This window comes from Providencia sp. PROV116 (assembly GCF_028482485.1).
GTDB classification, from domain to species: Bacteria; Pseudomonadota; Gammaproteobacteria; order Enterobacterales; family Enterobacteriaceae; genus Providencia; species Providencia rettgeri.
In genome coordinates this window covers 96,411-113,394 of record NZ_JAMPQO010000015.1, presented here as the reverse complement: position 1 = coordinate 113,394, position 16,984 = coordinate 96,411, and the positions used below count along the sequence as shown (strand labels likewise).

Sequence of the window (16,984 nt, the reverse complement as noted above, 5' to 3'; positions counted from 1 at the left end):
TAAATAAAGATTTAGAGAGAAAAGCAAACCATGATTAATGCAAACGATATTGCAAATAGTAAAATTAAAGTACGTGACCTCAACTTCTATTATGGCAAGTTTCACGCACTGAAAAATATCTCTTTAGACATTGAAAAAAATAAAGTGACTGCATTTATCGGCCCATCAGGCTGTGGTAAATCGACGTTATTACGCACCTTCAATAAAATGTATGAATTGTATGGCGAGCAGCGAGCAGAAGGTGAAATTTTACTGGATGGCCAAAACATCCTGACTGATAAACAAGATATTGCGTTATTGCGCGCAAAAGTCGGAATGGTTTTCCAAAAACCAACACCATTCCCGATGTCTATTTATGACAACATTGCATTTGGTGTGCGTTTATTTGAGAAGTTATCCCGTGTGGAAATGGATGAGCGCGTGCAGTGGGCGTTAACAAAGGCGGCATTATGGAATGAAACCAAAGATAAGTTACACCAAAGTGGTTATAGCTTGTCGGGTGGCCAGCAACAGCGTCTCTGTATTGCTCGTGGTATTGCTATTCGCCCTGAGGTTTTATTGCTAGATGAACCCTGTTCCGCTCTAGACCCTATTTCAACTGGTCGAATTGAAGAACTGATTAGTGAATTAAAATCAGAATACACCGTGGTGATTGTTACCCACAATATGCAACAAGCAGCACGCTGTTCTGACTATACGGCTTTCATGTATTTAGGGGAGTTAGTCGAGTTTAACCATACTGACAAAATGTTTACTACCCCAGAAATGAAGCAAACTGAAGATTATATTACTGGCCGCTACGGTTGATATGGAGCCGACGATGGATACGCTGAATCACAACAAACATATATCGGGGCAGTTCAATGCTGAACTGGAACATATCCATACTGAATTAATGACGATGGGAGGACTGGTCGAAGAGCAGCTTACCAAAGCCATTACGGCCATGCATAATCAGGATGAAGCCCTAGCACGTGAAGTTATCGAAAATGACCATAAAGTCAATATGATGGAAGTGGCCATTGATGAAGAATGCGTTAAAATCATCGCGAAACGCCAACCAACGGCGAGTGATTTGCGCCTGATTATGGCGATTTCAAAAACGATTGCTGAGCTGGAAAGAATCGGTGATGTTGCGGACAAAATCTGTCAAACCGCATTGGAAAAATTTTCTCATCAACACCAGCCCTTGTTAGTGAGTTTGGAATCATTAGGCCGTCATACAGTACAAATGCTACATGATGTATTAGATGCGTTCGCTCGAATGGATCTTGAAGAAGCGATTCGTATCTACCGTGAAGATGAGAAAGTTGACCAAGAGTATGAGGGCATCGTACGTCAATTGATGACCTACATGATGGAAGACCCACGAACGATCCCAAGTGTATTAACAGCACTATTCTGTGCTCGTTCAATTGAGCGCATCGGTGACCGTTGCCAAAACATCTGTGAGTTTATTTTCTACTATGTGAAGGGGCAGGATTTCCGTCATGTGGGTGGGGATAGTCTTGAAAAGATGCTAACGAATAAATAATTACTCGAATACTTGTCATATTTCGTGCTGTGGCGGTGTTGGCTTCGCTCGGCTACTCGGGTCACATACTGATGTATGCTCCCCGATATATCCTTGCTTGCCGCCTAGCCACAACACGAACTATTTAGAGTATTAATGTATGAGGTTAATGTATTAAATACTCGTCATACTTCAAGCTGTGGTTCTAATATTTGAACTCGGCTACTTGGGTCACATACTGATGTATGCTCCCCGAGATATCCTTGCTTGCCGCCTAGCCACAATACGAACTATTTAGAGTATTAAGCTACAACTCCAATCATTTGTCTCAATCTCTTCTACCGACTTTCTTCTTGCTCGATAAGAGTCTATTGATGGTTTAACCATGTCTGGGGCACCTTGTTATCAAGGTGGCTTTTTTTTGTCTCCGTTAATATTCCATTTGGTTATAAATATATTATTTAATATTATTTCAAGTGCTAAGTAATAGTTGATAGCGTGTGATGGTCGATTTACAAAAATTTACCGTCAGGGGTGTTCAATGAAAGCTCGTATTCTAACGACTGTTTTACTTACAGGTTTAGCGCTGACAGCGAATGTCGCTAGCGCAGATAAATTAGATGATATCAAACAAGCGGGTGTGATCCGCATTTCTGTGTTTGATAGCAATCCACCATTTGGCTTTATTGACCCACAAACTAAAAAATTAGCGGGCTATGATGTGGATATCGCACAAGAAATTGCAGATAGCTTAGGGGTAAAACTTGAGCTTCGTCCCACTAACCCAGCAAACCGTATCCCACTTCTGACTTCGGGCAAAGTTGATCTGATTGGCGCTAATTTCACCATTACAGATGAACGCGCAAAACAAGTTGATTTTTCTATCCCTGATTTTGCGACAGGCCAAAAATTTATTGCCCGTAAAGGCGTATTAAAAACGCCTGACGATATCAAACCATTACGTATTGGTGCAGATAAAGGCACTGTGCAGGAAGTGACTTTACGTGAACGCTTCCCTGATACAAAGGTGATTTCGTACGATGATACGCCGCAAGCATTCGCTGCACTGCGTAATGGCAACGTCCAAGCTATCACACAAGATGATGCGAAACTGGTTGGTTTATTAGGTAATTTACCTGAAAAAGTGAAAGCAGATTTTGAGATTTCCCCATTTAGCCTGACGAAAGAATACCAAGCATTGGCAGCAAGCAAAGGTGAAACCCGTTTGGTTGAAAACGTCAACGAAACATTGTTGAAACTGGAGAAAGACGGTAAAGCCGAGGTAATTTATAACCGTTGGTTTGGGCCAGATACTAAAGCTGCACAGCCACGTGGGGACTTTAAATTTGCACCACTGAGTGAGCAACAGCCTCAGTCTTAACGGGTAGCGGTAAATATTCAGTGATATGAAGCCCTGCACTCTGTGCGGGGTTCTTGGTTATAAGGGATGCGTTTTTAATCACAGGCTGTGAAGGCAATAGGTCGTGAACAATGTTTGAAAAATTTTTGAGTGGTGATTTTTGGTCTGCCCATTTATTGGCCCCCGAGTATCTAGAATGGTTTGGCTACGGTTTTTTGATCACCGTTTGGATCTCGATTTGTACCATTGTTGCAGCCACTGCATTGGGTTTTATAGTTGCATCAGCAAAGGATAGTCAAATTGCTCCTGTGCGTTGGGCCGTGAGTATCTACATCTCTATTTTTAGAAATACGCCTTTGTTGGTGCAGTTATTCTTTTGGTACTTTGCTTCCGGTGAAATTTTACCCTCTGCTGCAATGGAATGGCTAAATACTCCCCATGAAATCCATTTATTTGGAATAACCGTGGGTTGGCCGTCGTTTGAATTCTTAGCGGGTTTTATTGGTTTGACCTTGTATACCGTCCCTTTTATTGCCGAAGAAATTCGCGCTGGGATCCGTGGTGTTCGCCAAGGGCAAAAATATGCCGCGTTTGCTTTAGGATTAACGTCATGGCAGGCCATGAAATTAGTGGTATTACCGCAAGCCGTTAAAATCGCCATGCCTCCGCTACTGGGCCAATATATGAATGTGGTGAAAAACTCATCGTTAACGATGGCCATCGGTGTCGCAGAACTGTCTTATGTCTCCCGCCAAGTTGATAGCCAGACACTGCAAACCTTTACTGCCTTTGGGGTGGCGACAATATTGTACATTGCTATTATTGCAGTAATGGAGGGGTGGGGCCAGTGGCGCCAGCAGCGTAATTTGGCTCAGGGGGTATAAAATGGATTTTTCAGTTATTGAGCAGAACTGGCAATATTTATTATTCGGTACTTTCCCTGATGGACCACTTGAAGGCGCAGCGCTGACGCTAGTCATTAGCTTACTTGCTGGTGCGGCTTCCATTGTACTAGGGACATTGGGCGGAATAGCCTTAGCCATGCTACGAGGCTTCTGGGTTAACTTGTTCGCCGCAGTTTTAGGATTTTTTCGTGCAATTCCCGTCATTATGTTGATTTTTTGGACCTATTTCCTGTTGCCAATCTTATTGGGTATGGAAATTCCGGGTATTGCAACGGTAGTATGCGCATTGGCATTGATTACCTCCGCATATTTGGCTCATGCTGTGAAAGCGGGCATTTTAGCAATAGGGGCAGGGCAGTGGCAGGCAGGTTTATCCTTGGGGTTTAGCCGCTGGCAGGTATTATGGAATATCGTGTTACCACAAGCCTTACGCATGATGGTACCGTCATTTATTAACCAGTGGGTAGCATTGATTAAAGACACCTCATTAGCCTATGTTGTTGGTGTTGCGGAGCTTTCTTTCTTAGCAACCCAAGTGAACAACCGTGAAATGGTTTATCCTCTCGAAGTTTTCTTATTCGTTGCATTTATTTATTTTGTGATGTGCTTTGCGGTAGAAATTATTGCGAATAGAGTGGCGAAAAAGCTCAGTGCACAGCATCAACCCCAAAAACTGGCTGCGAAACATCGTTTATTGTTTTGGCGTCGACAAAAATTGTTAGCACTTTCCTAAATCAAAAGTGGTGGTGAAATACCCACCATTTTTTCACTCCACTATTTTGGGTTATTTTTATTATTTCATCTTGGCGTATCAGTTAGTTAGGACATTTTGGCTCCTTGCAGTTTACGCAATCGTTTTCTTTTGTGGTTTTTAATTGTAGTATAGGGCGAAAAAAACTTTTTTTGGGCGCAATATCTAATGAGTAATCAATCTTCTAGCTCGGCACAACCGCAGGGCTTGTTTCAGCGTGTTTTTAAATTGCAAGAGCACGGCACGACAGCACGGACAGAAGTTGTTGCAGGCTTCACCACCTTCCTGACGATGGTATATATCGTCTTTGTTAACCCTCAAATACTCTCAGTTGCAGGCATGGACATCAAAGCCGTGTTTGTGACCACCTGTTTAATTGCGGCAATTGGTAGCATTTTAATGGGGCTACTGGCAAATTTACCGATTGCTGTTGCACCCGCGATGGGCTTGAATGCCTTTTTTGCTTTTGTTGTTGTAGGGGCGATGGGGTATTCATGGGAAGTTGCTATGGGCGCCGTATTTTGGGGGGCTGTCGGCTTATTTATTCTGACATTATTCCGCATACGTTATTGGATTATCGCCAACATTCCTTTGAGTCTTCGCGTCGGGATCACCAGTGGTATCGGCCTATTTATTGCGATGATGGGGCTGAAAAACTCCGGTATTATTGTCGCTAACCCAGATACACTAGTTTCTATCGGTAATTTGACTCACCATAATGTTTGGCTGGGAGCTCTCGGGTTCTTTATTATTGCCATCTTAGCAGCTCGTAATATTCATGCCGCAGTATTAGTTTCTATTGCAGTGACCACTTTGATTGGTCTGGCTCTGGGAGATGTGAAATATTCTGGGATATTCTCAATGCCGCCAAGTATCACGAGTGTCGTGGGGCAGGTTGATTTCTCTGGTTCTTTAGATTTAGCGTTATCCGGTGTGATTTTTGCCTTTATGCTAGTCAACTTGTTTGATTCATCAGGTACCATGATTGGGGTGACTGACAAGGCGGGTATCACCAATGAACGCGGTACTTTCCCTCGTATGAAACAAGCGCTATATGTAGACAGCTTGAGTTCTGTCGCAGGTTCAGCGATGGGAACATCTTCAGTCACCGCATATATTGAAAGTTCTTCAGGTGTTTCTGTTGGTGGGCGTACAGGTTTAACCGCGATTGTCGTTGGTATTTTATTCCTATTGACTATGTTTATCTCACCTCTTGCAGGCATGGTGCCAGCTTATGCAACTGCGGGAGCCTTGATTTACGTGGGCGTGCTGATGACTTCAAGCCTAACTCGCGTGAAATGGGATGACTTAACTGAGTCTGTACCCGCATTTATTACCGCAGTGATGATGCCATTTAGTTTCTCGATTACTGAAGGTATTGCGTTGGGCTTTATTGCTTACTGTGCAATGAAAATTGGTACCGGACGCTGGCGTGATCTGGGTTTGTGTGTGATTTTAGTCGCGGCGATGTTCCTACTCAAAATGATTCTAGTCGATGCCTAAAATGTGCTTCATATTTTGAACTGTAGCGGTGTTGGCTGCGTTTGCTAACCCTAGTCACATACTTTTGTATGCTCCTAGGGATTAGCAATTCTTGCCGCCTTGCTACAGCTCAAACTATTTAGCGCATTAATCTTCGTCATACTTCAAGCTGTGGCGTTGTTGCCTACACTTGGTTACTCGGGTCACATACTTGTGTATGCTCCCCGAGATAACCTCGTTTGGCGCCTAGCCACAACTTGAATTATTTAGAATATTGCTCAAGATGACTCTCTATTTTCTGTCCTCAGACGATACAGCTATTTAGAGCATTGGAACGTTTAGGCAACTAAGTGATCATTTTCTGTAGGTAAAGCTATTTAGAAGATTAATACCCCCTCATATGGCTCTTCCTTTTTGTTGCTTGCATGCAACAAAAATTATTTAAGGTATAATCATTAAAGTACTATTGCGAAGGCAGGGTGGAGTAAAAAATCCGCTGAAATTGCAAACTAGTGCTTTCCCCCTTTATGGGATCCTGCTAGATTTCGCAGCAGAAACTGACTTTATCAAGGTATCAGACCATGAATGCACCAAAAAAAGCGGCTGCTAAGCCAAAGAAAAAATACCGTAAAACTAAAGAAGAGATAAATGCGGAAGGCCGTGAGCGTAAGCGTGAGAAAAAACATCGCGGTCATAAGTCTGGCAGCCGTTATGTAGAACAGGCTTCTAATAGGCAAAATGGTGGGCAAAATACTTCAACCGACCCACGTTTAGGTAGCAAAAAGCCAGTGCCTTTAATTGTGGATGAAAAACAGGTCACGAAACCTGCGGTTGAGAAAAAACAGCCAGCTGTTAAAGAAAAACTGACACCAGAAAAAGAGCTGGAAATGCTGGAAAGCGATGACCGTTTAGATAGCATTTTGGCACGCCTAGAAGATGGCGAAACCATCACGGCGCAAGAACAAGAATATGTTGATACTTGTTTAGACCGTATCGATGAGCTGATGAATATTCTCGGTATTGAATATAGCGAAGAAGAAGAGGAAGAAGACGAAGAAAAACTTGATGACATTATGCGCATCTTAAAAAGTAAATAATTTCGTTTAAAAGATCCCTCGCGCTAGCGGGGGATTTGGCTATTTTTTCTGCTAACTCACTTTTCTTTGATGTTGCATCAAGTCTCTTTTCTCTAACATATTTATACTCGTCATATTTTAAAGCTGCAGCGTTGTTGACTATGTTCATTCGCACTAGTCATATACTTATGTATACTCCTAGCGACTCATTCACTTGTCGCCTAGCTGCAACTCGAAATATTTAGAGTCTATAATGCTTATGCAGGTTATAAAATTTTCACTCTCATCGAATAACAAATTAAATAGAGTGAAGTCATCGTTATAGTTTGAGCTTTTGGTCAATTGAGGAATGTTATGTCAGAGCAAAATATTGTTTGGGATCTTTCTCTCATTCAAAAATACAATTATTCAGGGCCACGTTATACTTCGTACCCCACCGCCTTGGAATTTAATCAAGAGTACGATGAGAATGCGTTTGTTCAAGCAACGCAGCGTTATCCTGATCGCCCCTTATCGCTCTATGTTCATATTCCTTTTTGCCATAAACTTTGTTATTTCTGTGGCTGTAATAAATTAGTGACACGCCAAAAACATAAAGCCGATGAATATCTTCAAGTAATTGAAAAAGAAATTATTCAGCGCGCAGCGTTATTAAAAAACCGTATCGTGACGCAAATGCATTGGGGCGGTGGTACTCCAACTTATCTCGATAAAGTTCAAGTCAGCCATTTGGTTGGTTTATTGAAAAAACACTTTAATTTTGCGGATGATGTGGAAATGTCGATTGAAGTCGACCCGCGTGAAATTGAACTGGATATGATAGACCACTTACGCCATGAAGGGTTTAATCGCCTAAGCATGGGCGTGCAAGATTTTAATAAAGAAGTTCAGGTACTGGTTAACCGAGAACAGGACGAAGATTTTATTTTTGCCCTAATTAAACGGGCCAAAGAGATGGGGTTTACCTCGACAAGTATTGATTTGATTTATGGTTTACCTAAACAAACACCTGAAAGCTTTGCATTTACCCTAAAGAAAGTGGCTGAATTATCACCAGATCGTTTAAGTGTGTTCAATTATGCGCACTTACCTAATTTATTTGCGGCGCAGCGTAAAATTAAAGACGCTGATTTACCAAGTGCGGAGCAAAAACTCGATATTCTGCAAGACACAATTGTGACTCTCACCAGAGATGGTTATCAATTTATTGGTATGGATCACTTTGCACGCCCTGAGGATGAACTTGCCGTGGCACAACGGGAAGGCATTCTGCACCGTAATTTTCAAGGTTACACCACCCAAGGAGATTGTGATTTACTGGGGTTAGGAGTTTCTGCGATCAGTATGTTAGGTGATAACTACGCACAAAATCAGAAAGATTTGAAAACCTATTATGCGCAAGTTGAAGAGCAAGGTCACGCGCTGTGGCGTGGACTAGCTTTAACTGATGATGATTGTCTACGCCGCGATGTCATCAAAACCTTAATCTGTAACTTCCAATTGAGTTTCGCGCAAATCGAAGAGTTATATCCGATAGATTTTAAATCTTACTTTAAGGAAGATTTAGAACTGCTGAAACCAATGGCTGAAGATGGGCTGGTTGAAATAACAGATAAAGGTATTAAAGTGACACCACAAGGACGTTTACTTATTCGTAATATTTGCATGTGTTTTGATGTGTATTTGCGTAATCAGATGAGGCAGCGGCAGTTTTCCCGCGTCATCTAAATGCTCTTCATATTTCGTCCTGTCGCGTTGTTGTCTTCATTCAGCCACACGGGTCACATACTTCGTGTATGCTCCCCGCGCTGTCTTCATTTCGACGCCTAGCGACAGAACGAACTATTTAGAGCATCTAATCTTAGTCAGAAATCTATTCATTAATTTTTTCAATTAATTGATAAGTCGCGGTAATGCGGTCAGGGATTGGATACCATTTGTTGGACAAAATCACCACCGCGATTCGGTCTTCAGGAATAAATGCCGCATAGGCTGCAAAACCATTGGTTGAACCTGTTTTATTGTAAAAAGCCTGAGTTTCAGGTGGCATTACAGGATGGATAGCTTCAATTTTTTGCGGTGTGAGCGCCATTTCATCTCGGTTACCTTGCTGTAATTGAGCAAGAGATACTGGCCATGAATAGCTTTCCCACATCATATCTTGCATAAATGAATCGGTCATGTAGAACCCCGTATGTGTGTTCTCTACGGCTTCCTGCCACGGTTTAGCGACTTTCTTCGTTTGTATATTAATATCTAAGAAGCGAATTAGATCTTTAGCATTAGATTTTAAACCATAAGATTCAGCATCTAAAATTTGTGGTGTCACACGAACGGGTTGATCGTTCTTATTATAACCTTGGGCATAATTTTTCTGTTGGTTTTTAGGCACATGAATATAAGTATGTTTTAATCCAAGTGCAGGCAACATCAATTTTTCCATCGCTTGTTCAAAGGGCATTTTGAGTTGTTTTGCTGTAACGATACCGAGTAATCCCACACCAAGATTTGAATAAGAGCGATATTGCCCAATGGCTTTGGTCGGTTTCCACTGCTGGTAATAACGGATTAATTCCGCTGAATTCGTAATACTATCAGGCACAAATAACGATAAACCGGAAGTGTGTGTAGCCAAGTTCATTACTGTCACTTGGTCGAAAGCAGACCCTTTTAATTCAGGAAGATAGTGGCTTACCTTTTGCGAAAAATCGAGTTTTCCTTGGTTTTGTGCATAGGCTGCGAGTGTAGCAGTAAACGTTTTAGATAAAGAACCTATCTCAAATAAAGTCTCATCACTGACAGGGACTGAACTTTGCTTAGACTGCACACCATAATGATAAATATAGTGTTTTCCATCAACAGAGATTGCTACAGACATGCCTGGGATCTGCTTCTCTTCCATTAGCGGTTTAATAATATTATCCACGTCCTTTTGTGTGAATGCATTAGCGGATAGGGTGGTTAAAGCCAAACTAAGGGCAACAAAAATTCGCCCCTGACGAAAAAAAATTTTCATAGAGTTATTCCAATAAGTACAAGTTTAAGTTATTGCTAACAGGAACTGGAAAGCACTTCATTGTGAATTAAAAGTGCTTTAATATACGATTTTCAGCGGGTAGTCCGTGGTTGAAAAATAGTATGCATGCTTTCAAGCATCATTTAAAACGATATAAAATTCGATGAGGTAAAAGAAAATCTTATGGCAGAAAATTATCGTCATCGGCTACCCCTCAATGCACTTAGGGCATTTGAAGCTTCCGCACGGCATTTAAGCTTTACACGAGCCGGAATAGAATTGAATGTCACTCAGGCCGCTGTCAGTCAACAAGTTAGGCTGTTAGAGGAGCAATTGGGGCTAGAACTGTTTATTCGCTTACCTCGAGGACTAGCATTGACCGAAGAAGGCTTCGCGTTGCTACCTGTATTGAGCCGCTCTTTTGACCAAATAGAGTCACTATTACTGCAATTTGAGGATGGCCATTATCGAGAAGCTTTAAGTATTTCAGTGGTCGGTACATTTGCGGTGGGTTGGTTATTACCAAGGTTAACGCAATTCTCTGAACGATATCCCTATATTGATTTACGCATTATGACCCATAACAATGTAGTAAATTTAGCTGCTGAAGGCGTTGATTTTGCTATTCGTTTTGGTGAAGGATTATGGCCACTAGTAGAAAATACACCACTATTTTCTACTGCGCATACTGTGCTTTGTTCAGAGAAAGTTGCGAATCAGCTACAACATCCATTAGATTTAAAATCTCATCAGTTAATGCGTTCATATCGTAAAGATGAATGGGAGAAATGGTTTTTAGCCGCAGAAGTGGAACCATGGCGCGTCAAAGGGCCTGTATTTGATTCATCGCGTTTGATGGTTGAAGCCGCGCTATTAACCGACGGTGTAGCCTTGGTGCCAAGTTGTATGTTCAACCATGAATTAAGTGCTGGAACATTAATTCAACCTTTTAATATCTCTGTGACTTTAGGTGGATATTGGTTAAGTCGTTTAAAATCGAGAGCCATGACACCGGCGATGGCGATATTTCATAATTGGTTGGTGGATGAGTCTAAAAAAGAACAATAAGTCGGTGCTATACTATTAATAGAAATAGCACCGATATTTAATTTACTAGCATAATATAATGCTCATATTTAGAAGTTAAAATACCAGAGCTTCAGCCGAGAAATAATTCTTTTTATTAACAGAGAGCTCTGTACTATTAATATCCGTAATGGTTTCAGTAAAGAAATAGGTCGGCGAAACATTAAATATTTGTGCCAATTGGTAAATGGTATCGACATGAATATTAACCTCACCATTTTCATAGCGTGATTGATGTTGTTGGCTAATACCTAATAGTATGCTTAATTCTTTACCACTCATTCCGTGACTTTCTCTTAATGACCTTATTTTTAAACCGACAGATTTAGATATTTTTCGTTTCATAATGTTCTCTCTAACTTATTTAATATTGCAATGTGAATATAATTAAATATTATTAATGTAATTTGTTTTTCTAGTGTTATGTATTATTACTTAATTTATTAAATATCAATGGATTGAAAAAATGATTGAATATCAATCTCAAAATATGTTGCATACTGGAACAGTCTATCTAACGTTATTCTATTTATACCCCTTTCATATCGTGATTGCTGTTGTGGGCTGATGCCAATAACCTCTGATAGTTCATTAATTGAAAGCCCATTCGTTTTTCGATAAAAAAGTATTTTTTTACCAATTAGGTGAGATGTTGAATAAGACATATAGACTCCTAAAATTATATTTTTTATTGCTAACTAGACACTATGTAAAGATTATATACCTATATTAACCACTTTTATTAAATAGTAAATTTGCTATTTATCAATTATTCTTTCATATTCTTTAATATTAGCAATAAAAATCAAATTATAAATAAATTAACCTCTTTTTATGATTAATGTTGAATGCTATTTATTCATATCTTATGTTAACCGACGCGGTCGAGTTTGCAGTTCCTGCGGTTATATTATTAGCAGTTTTAATATATCGAGCTTTCCAATTAAAAATATAGTCGCCACCTGCAACGTTATTTTGCAAAGTAAACTTTGAATTAAGCTTTATTGGGGTGCTGTTTCTATCTAATAATTGAATGGCGACTCCGGTCGCTTGCCCTTGTCCAGACAATTTAATTTTCCCTGTATTAGTATCAACATACCCAGCACTGCTTGTCACTGTCACTTTTAGATTAGTGCCTGCAGCGCAGCTTAATGTAATGGGTATATTGACACTATTGCTAGTAGAGCCAATAGCTTTAAACTGAGTATCATACCAAGTCCCTAAGTTAACATTGTAACTTGTCGCTTTTGTTGAGCACTTTAATACATTAATCTTGATAGCACCCGCTGGAATATTCAATGATGTTAAATTCCAAGTACTGTTATGTGGCGCTGGATTGTGCTGTGTTAATTTTCCCACAAGGCCAGCCTTTAAATTTCCCCCCTGTGTGACCTGCCCTGTTTTTTTGATAGTAATAGTCCAATATGGGTTAGGAATACCCCAAGCAGCAGGGTTAGCTAATGTTGGTGGCCCATAACGTGTGTTCAAGAAACCAATTTCCATAGCTTTTACTTGAATGCTGATGCCTGGTATATTACTGGCTGCAATTTTATTACCGTTTGGTACCCACCCATTCACATAGTCAGCATGTAAATAGGCATCACCGCATTGGCCATTACTTTTTGGGCCTGAAAATGTATTGACTTGTGAGCCTTTAAAATTGACTCGAATAGTATCGAGGTCTCGTGCTCCAGTATCATCATATTGCAGTGAATAGGTTTTCGTAGGTACATTAACTACAACATTCCGTAAATTCGGGTTTTGAATACAGGCTGCTTGTGTATATGCAGAATAAGCAAAAACCGAGCCTATTATTACCAGTAAAATTTTCTTTTTAGTCATAAAATATCCTTAACATTTACTTTTTTTATTAAATGTTTTTCTTCTGTATACTCAATCTCATTGATCTCCCTAGAATTGAAAATAAAAAAATCTATAATATCAATTTCAAATATCTTAGAGTAATGATAAAGCCTATCAATATTAATTCGATTAATACCACGCTCATATCGTGATTGCTGTTGTTCACTCACTCCTACTACTTTAGATAAATTCTCTAATGTCATTCCTTTCATTTTTCGATAATAAGTGATTTTATTGCCAATTATTTTTGAGATAGGGTAGTGGCTAGGCATATCATTATCTCCTATTAAGGTGTGTGTGATTATAATAAGAAATTATATTTGATTATTGATAAGTAAATGTAAATTCTAAATGGCTTTTAAATGAGCCTGCAACCATACCATTTCCATATCCTGAAACTCTTGCAGACAGAGGAATTTCAACATTTCGTGTTTGTGTATTAACATTCGCAGTAATCGTATCACCATTTTTTATTGTTGTTTTATTGGTAGTATTGGCTAAATTTAATGCCACATTTTTCGCCGTACCATTATTAATAAAATGTTCCGTGACTGTTGCATCCGGAGTGCCAGATATTTTCATTACAGCTATAGTGGTACCGACAGGGCAATTTTTTAGCTTCACGGAAAAATTAACCCACGGAGATTTCTGAGTATCTTTGATATTCCAAATATTAATTTTTTTCAAATCAATTAAATAATTATTTTTTTCGACTTCACAAGGAGCAGCAATAACGACACCATGTACTTTAATATTTGCTGTTAGCCCAAATGCAGTTAAAGAACAGCTCATTATTGATAGTAATAGGATTAACTGTCTCATATTATTCTCTCTTTTATAAATAGGTAATTGTTGCCGTAATATTGGCGGAAATGGTTCCTGGTGTGGCATTACCTAATGAGCTAAAGGCACGTGTACGTAATGGAATATTAATATTCGCTTGCCCATTTGTCGGAACTTGTAATACTTTTTGGTTACCTAATGCAGTTGTTCCATTACCGTTTTGTAGTTGTACGGCTAGGTTTTTAGCTGTGCCTTGATTTTTGTATAAACTTGCTACATCCGCGGTATCCGCCGTTCCTTTAAATGTCAGTTTTACTTGGTTAATATAGCGAGAACAATTATTGAGACTAATATTAAAGTTTTTCCATGGAGAACCTGAATTGGTATTTTTAAAGACATCAGCAGAAATATTTTTTAGGTCAATATCAATATTATTCCCACCAGTAATATTGCAAGTTGCGGCTTTAATATTTCCGGTAAAATTCAATGCCACTGTGCTAGCAGCAAATAAATCCCCACTGAATATTAAGCAGCCAAGTAAAAGTAAATTTTTAGATGTTTTTTTCATTTTTTATTCCTACTCACAGCTAATATTGATTTATAAGTAAGATGATTCATCGTTGACCTCTTTATTATTGGCAAACCGCTGCTGTTTTATATAACCCCATATAATTCGATATACCTGCTAAGTTATATTTTACTTGGCATTGTTGTTTATCGTTATATTGAATAATAAAATTACCATTTTCAGCTAAACCAGATAAATAAATTTCGCCATCATTGCCCACTATATTATTTAGCTGTGGGTTATCTTTAAATATCGCCTGAGCACCAAAAGGTACGGGATTACCATCAGCAAAGGTTAATATCATGATGGCTCGGTACCCGACATTCGCCGCAAAGCTAGCTTTCACCAGAGCGCCACGGCTTGGTGCAACACTTTGACTGGTTAACTCCATTTCCGTATTTTCAGGTAGTTCAGAAGTGTCAATATCAATCACATTTTTACGATAAGCCGTGACATAAGGCACGAGTGCATAACCTTGGTTATTAGTGACAACTCCTGCTTGGTTTAATACTGGTACATCACCTGCATCTGGGATTTCAACAATAGCCGCGGTTTCGCCTAATTGTTGACCGAGCACAAGACCGCCAGAGTGAGCCACTAAGCTACCATTAACACCGTAATAGAGGTTATAGTTGTCTTTGCTATAGCCTGTTCCACCTGAAATTTCACCATATTGGCCTTTATAAGAAGCGTTCATATTACCGCTCGTACCTTGTTCTTGAGTGGTGAAACCCTGCTGCATGCTCCAATTTAAGCGGTTATTAAGTTGTGAAGCGGAAAGCCCAATACTGCCTGTGCTTGGGCCGTTGCTGCTACTATTACTGTTAAAGTTGTAATAGAAGGTGTTATCAAACACGGTAAATGGCACACTGACAGAGAAGGCAAGCTGATGATCATCTTCACTTTTCGTACGGCTACCGGAAGTATATGAGTAGCTATTAGTATTTTTATTATAGGTATAATTCAAACTATAACTGATGCCTTGCCAACTATTGTTATAACCCACGGTGGCAGACTGAGTTTTACGGTCACTATTCCAGTAGTCTTCATTGATATAGCCTACAGAGATTGAACCAAAGTTATCCCCTAAGTTTTGGCTGAGGGTGATCTCACCGCGATTACGGCGGCGTTCAATTTCAGGGATATAGTTTGTATTTCTATAGCCGTCAAAGACTTCCGCTAAACTGTAAAAACCTTTAGTGGAATAACGATAACCAGCCAATGCGATATTAGTACCAATATCGTTGATATTTTTGTTATAGCGGAAACGGTATGATTGGCCTTTTTCCTTAACGTCATTACTTAGCGTTGAATTTGCATGGGTAACGTCAATGGATAACGCACCAAATCGCCCAAGGTTTTGGCCTGCGCCGATGGAGTAAGATTGGTAATGCTCACTCACTTGGCTACCACCATAAGCGGTAATACCATACGGTAGACCATAGATTAAGGTAAATTGGCCAAATTTTGTTTTATCAATGCTACTGTCATAAGCGCGGTATTCCCCGCCCGTTACGCTATAAGAAAAATATCCTTCACGTTGCAATACAGGTAATGAGGCAAAAGGAACGATTTGATATTGCTCGCTACCGTTGGATTCTTTGATGGTGACATGCAAATCACCGCTTCCCCCTGTTGGATATAAGTCATTGATTTCAAAAGGGCCCGCAGCCACCTCGGTTTGGTAGATAATGTAACCATTTTGGCGGATCGTCACCTGTGCGTTGCTACGCGCTATCCCGCGTACAACGGGTGCATAGCCGCGCAAACTTTCAGGGGACATATCATCATCTGTCGCAAGCTGAGCTCCGCGAAATGGCACGCTATCAAAAACCATCGAAGGTGAGACACTATCCCCCAAGGTTAACTGACTTTTGATACTATTTATGCCACGTGATGCATAGGTATAAATGGTGTCCCATTTACCAGATTGGTCAGTATTGCTTGACCATGTGGTGTAATTCCGTAACCGCCAAGCTCCAATATTTAAACCGGGTCTTAAATTCACATAATGGGATGTATTATCTGAGCCATTTTTTTTACGATCATAATTTTTCGACCCGTTATAGCTATAATTTAATAACAGTGCATTGATCCCATTATCAATATTAGCTAGATCAACGTAACCCCTTGGGTTTCTATCCAATGCGATTTGGGGGATGCTTAAATATAAACGTTGAGAATCAAACTCAAAATTACTTGTGGCATCAGGGATCGCTGCAAGGTTTACACAGTGACTTCCTGCGGTTTGTAATTCAGGGTATTCCGCTGTTTTGATACCAAACTCTTTAATATCAGCAAGTGATAAACATGGAACTAATTGGTTACGGCTATTTTTTTCAAATTTAAGATTTTTAGCACCAATTAAGTTGGTGTTGACATAAATATCAACATAGTAGTCACCGGCTAATTGCTCATTATTCTCGAACTGTGACAAATCAACCGAATCTTTATTCGGTAGCTCTAAAAAGTCAGGATCAAAGTAGACATTATTTTCTGTTTTTTCTTCAGCATATAGCGATGCGGTATAGCCTAAATATAATAGTAGGCCTAGAGATATTTTATTTATTTTCATGATAAA

At 39.8% G+C, this 16,984-nt stretch carries 17 protein-coding genes; 9 read left to right on the top strand and 8 right to left on the bottom strand.

Annotated elements, in window-relative coordinates:
• Positions 1–30 precede the first annotated feature (30 nt).
• The 8 genes from pstB to hemN all read left to right on the top strand — a co-directional run bounded on the left by pstB (position 31) and on the right by hemN (position 8,815).
• Entirely contained in the window at positions 31–807 is a 777-nt protein-coding gene (gene pstB / locus PSE72_RS11485; protein ID WP_004262838.1) for a phosphate ABC transporter ATP-binding protein PstB, read from the top strand.
• A 13-nt stretch (positions 808–820) separates the two neighbouring features.
• Entirely contained in the window at positions 821–1,534 is a 714-nt protein-coding gene (gene phoU / locus PSE72_RS11480; protein WP_036958602.1) for a phosphate signaling complex protein PhoU, read from the top strand.
• 520 nt (positions 1,535–2,054) lie between these two features.
• The gene (locus PSE72_RS11475; protein WP_004266117.1) at positions 2,055–2,894 is read left to right on the top strand and encodes an ABC transporter substrate-binding protein; all 840 of its coding nucleotides are present in this window, start codon (positions 2,055–2,057) and stop codon (positions 2,892–2,894) included.
• Between the two features lie 110 nt (positions 2,895–3,004).
• Positions 3,005–3,757 carry an amino acid ABC transporter permease gene (locus tag PSE72_RS11470; RefSeq protein WP_115166381.1) on the top strand — a complete coding sequence of 251 codons (753 nt, stop codon included), beginning with the start codon at positions 3,005–3,007 and terminating at the stop codon, positions 3,755–3,757.
• 1 nt (position 3,758) lies between these two features.
• Positions 3,759–4,511, top strand: a complete 753-nt coding sequence (locus PSE72_RS11465; RefSeq protein WP_004266115.1) for an amino acid ABC transporter permease — start codon at positions 3,759–3,761, stop codon at positions 4,509–4,511.
• Positions 4,512–4,697: 186 nt separating this feature from the next.
• Entirely contained in the window at positions 4,698–6,032 is a 1,335-nt protein-coding gene (locus PSE72_RS11460) for an NCS2 family permease (RefSeq protein WP_115166382.1), read from the top strand.
• Between the two features lie 560 nt (positions 6,033–6,592).
• The gene (gene yihI, locus PSE72_RS11455) at positions 6,593–7,108 is read left to right on the top strand and encodes a Der GTPase-activating protein YihI (RefSeq protein WP_115166383.1); all 516 of its coding nucleotides are present in this window, start codon (positions 6,593–6,595) and stop codon (positions 7,106–7,108) included.
• Positions 7,109–7,441: 333 nt separating this feature from the next.
• On the top strand, positions 7,442–8,815 hold the full coding sequence (gene hemN, locus PSE72_RS11450) for an oxygen-independent coproporphyrinogen III oxidase (protein ID WP_115166384.1): 1,374 nt from the start codon (positions 7,442–7,444) through the stop codon (positions 8,813–8,815).
• 145 nt (positions 8,816–8,960) lie between these two features.
• Here the strand turns inward: hemN and ampC are convergent, their stop codons facing one another.
• Positions 8,961–10,103: a class C beta-lactamase gene (ampC, locus tag PSE72_RS11445; protein WP_232801047.1), complete on the bottom strand. Its 1,143-nt coding sequence runs from the start codon at positions 10,101–10,103 to the stop codon at positions 8,961–8,963.
• A gap of 183 nt (positions 10,104–10,286) precedes the next feature.
• On the opposite strand from ampC, the gene PSE72_RS11440 reads away from it, so the two are divergent.
• Complete coding sequence (locus tag PSE72_RS11440) at positions 10,287–11,171, top strand: LysR family transcriptional regulator (RefSeq protein ID WP_217007860.1); 885 nt, start codon at positions 10,287–10,289, stop codon at positions 11,169–11,171.
• A gap of 75 nt (positions 11,172–11,246) precedes the next feature.
• Here PSE72_RS11440 and PSE72_RS11435 read toward each other — a convergent pair whose 3' ends face one another.
• The 7 genes from PSE72_RS11435 to PSE72_RS11405 all read right to left on the bottom strand — a co-directional run bounded on the left by PSE72_RS11435 (position 11,247) and on the right by PSE72_RS11405 (position 16,978).
• Positions 11,247–11,534, bottom strand: coding sequence for a helix-turn-helix domain-containing protein (locus tag PSE72_RS11435; protein ID WP_115166385.1), 288 nt, complete (start codon positions 11,532–11,534; stop codon positions 11,247–11,249).
• A 98-nt stretch (positions 11,535–11,632) separates the two neighbouring features.
• A complete protein-coding gene (locus PSE72_RS11430) occupies positions 11,633–11,854 on the bottom strand; it encodes a helix-turn-helix domain-containing protein (RefSeq protein ID WP_004266109.1) in 222 nt (73 codons plus the stop codon).
• Between the two features lie 190 nt (positions 11,855–12,044).
• A complete protein-coding gene (locus PSE72_RS11425) occupies positions 12,045–13,031 on the bottom strand; it encodes a fimbrial protein (RefSeq protein WP_217007861.1) in 987 nt (328 codons plus the stop codon).
• A complete protein-coding gene (locus tag PSE72_RS11420; RefSeq protein WP_115166386.1) occupies positions 13,028–13,324 on the bottom strand; it encodes a helix-turn-helix domain-containing protein in 297 nt (98 codons plus the stop codon). The genes PSE72_RS11425 and PSE72_RS11420 overlap by 4 nt, the downstream gene beginning before the upstream one ends.
• 52 nt (positions 13,325–13,376) lie before the next feature.
• Positions 13,377–13,874 (bottom strand): fimbrial protein, encoded by a 498-nt coding sequence (locus PSE72_RS11415; RefSeq protein ID WP_254178895.1) that lies wholly within the window; start codon positions 13,872–13,874, stop codon positions 13,377–13,379.
• A gap of 13 nt (positions 13,875–13,887) precedes the next feature.
• Positions 13,888–14,403 (bottom strand): fimbrial protein, encoded by a 516-nt coding sequence (locus PSE72_RS11410; protein WP_115166387.1) that lies wholly within the window; start codon positions 14,401–14,403, stop codon positions 13,888–13,890.
• Between the two features lie 64 nt (positions 14,404–14,467).
• Entirely contained in the window at positions 14,468–16,978 is a 2,511-nt protein-coding gene (locus tag PSE72_RS11405; protein ID WP_217007862.1) for a fimbria/pilus outer membrane usher protein, read from the bottom strand.
• Positions 16,979–16,984 lie beyond the last annotated feature (6 nt).

What these genes read in the sequence shown, in the direction of transcription:
- pstB (WP_004262838.1), top strand. Translation starts at nt 31, where the DNA reads ATGATTAATGCAAACGATATTGCAAATAGTAAAATTAAAGTACGTGAC.
- phoU (WP_036958602.1), top strand. Translation starts at nt 821, where the DNA reads ATGGATACGCTGAATCACAACAAACATATATCGGGGCAGTTCAATGCT.
- PSE72_RS11475 (WP_004266117.1), top strand. Translation starts at nt 2,055, where the DNA reads ATGAAAGCTCGTATTCTAACGACTGTTTTACTTACAGGTTTAGCGCTG.
- PSE72_RS11470 (WP_115166381.1), top strand. Translation starts at nt 3,005, where the DNA reads ATGTTTGAAAAATTTTTGAGTGGTGATTTTTGGTCTGCCCATTTATTG.
- PSE72_RS11465 (WP_004266115.1), top strand. Translation starts at nt 3,759, where the DNA reads ATGGATTTTTCAGTTATTGAGCAGAACTGGCAATATTTATTATTCGGT.
- PSE72_RS11460 (WP_115166382.1), top strand. Translation starts at nt 4,698, where the DNA reads ATGAGTAATCAATCTTCTAGCTCGGCACAACCGCAGGGCTTGTTTCAG.
- yihI (WP_115166383.1), top strand. Translation starts at nt 6,593, where the DNA reads ATGAATGCACCAAAAAAAGCGGCTGCTAAGCCAAAGAAAAAATACCGT.
- hemN (WP_115166384.1), top strand. Translation starts at nt 7,442, where the DNA reads ATGTCAGAGCAAAATATTGTTTGGGATCTTTCTCTCATTCAAAAATAC.
- ampC (WP_232801047.1), bottom strand. Translation starts at nt 10,103, where the DNA reads ATGAAAATTTTTTTTCGTCAGGGGCGAATTTTTGTTGCCCTTAGTTTG.
- PSE72_RS11440 (WP_217007860.1), top strand. Translation starts at nt 10,287, where the DNA reads ATGGCAGAAAATTATCGTCATCGGCTACCCCTCAATGCACTTAGGGCA.
- PSE72_RS11435 (WP_115166385.1), bottom strand. Translation starts at nt 11,534, where the DNA reads ATGAAACGAAAAATATCTAAATCTGTCGGTTTAAAAATAAGGTCATTA.
- PSE72_RS11430 (WP_004266109.1), bottom strand. Translation starts at nt 11,854, where the DNA reads ATGTCTTATTCAACATCTCACCTAATTGGTAAAAAAATACTTTTTTAT.
- PSE72_RS11425 (WP_217007861.1), bottom strand. Translation starts at nt 13,031, where the DNA reads ATGACTAAAAAGAAAATTTTACTGGTAATAATAGGCTCGGTTTTTGCT.
- PSE72_RS11420 (WP_115166386.1), bottom strand. Translation starts at nt 13,324, where the DNA reads ATGCCTAGCCACTACCCTATCTCAAAAATAATTGGCAATAAAATCACT.
- PSE72_RS11415 (WP_254178895.1), bottom strand. Translation starts at nt 13,874, where the DNA reads ATGAGACAGTTAATCCTATTACTATCAATAATGAGCTGTTCTTTAACT.
- PSE72_RS11410 (WP_115166387.1), bottom strand. Translation starts at nt 14,403, where the DNA reads ATGAAAAAAACATCTAAAAATTTACTTTTACTTGGCTGCTTAATATTC.
- PSE72_RS11405 (WP_217007862.1), bottom strand. Translation starts at nt 16,978, where the DNA reads ATGAAAATAAATAAAATATCTCTAGGCCTACTATTATATTTAGGCTAT.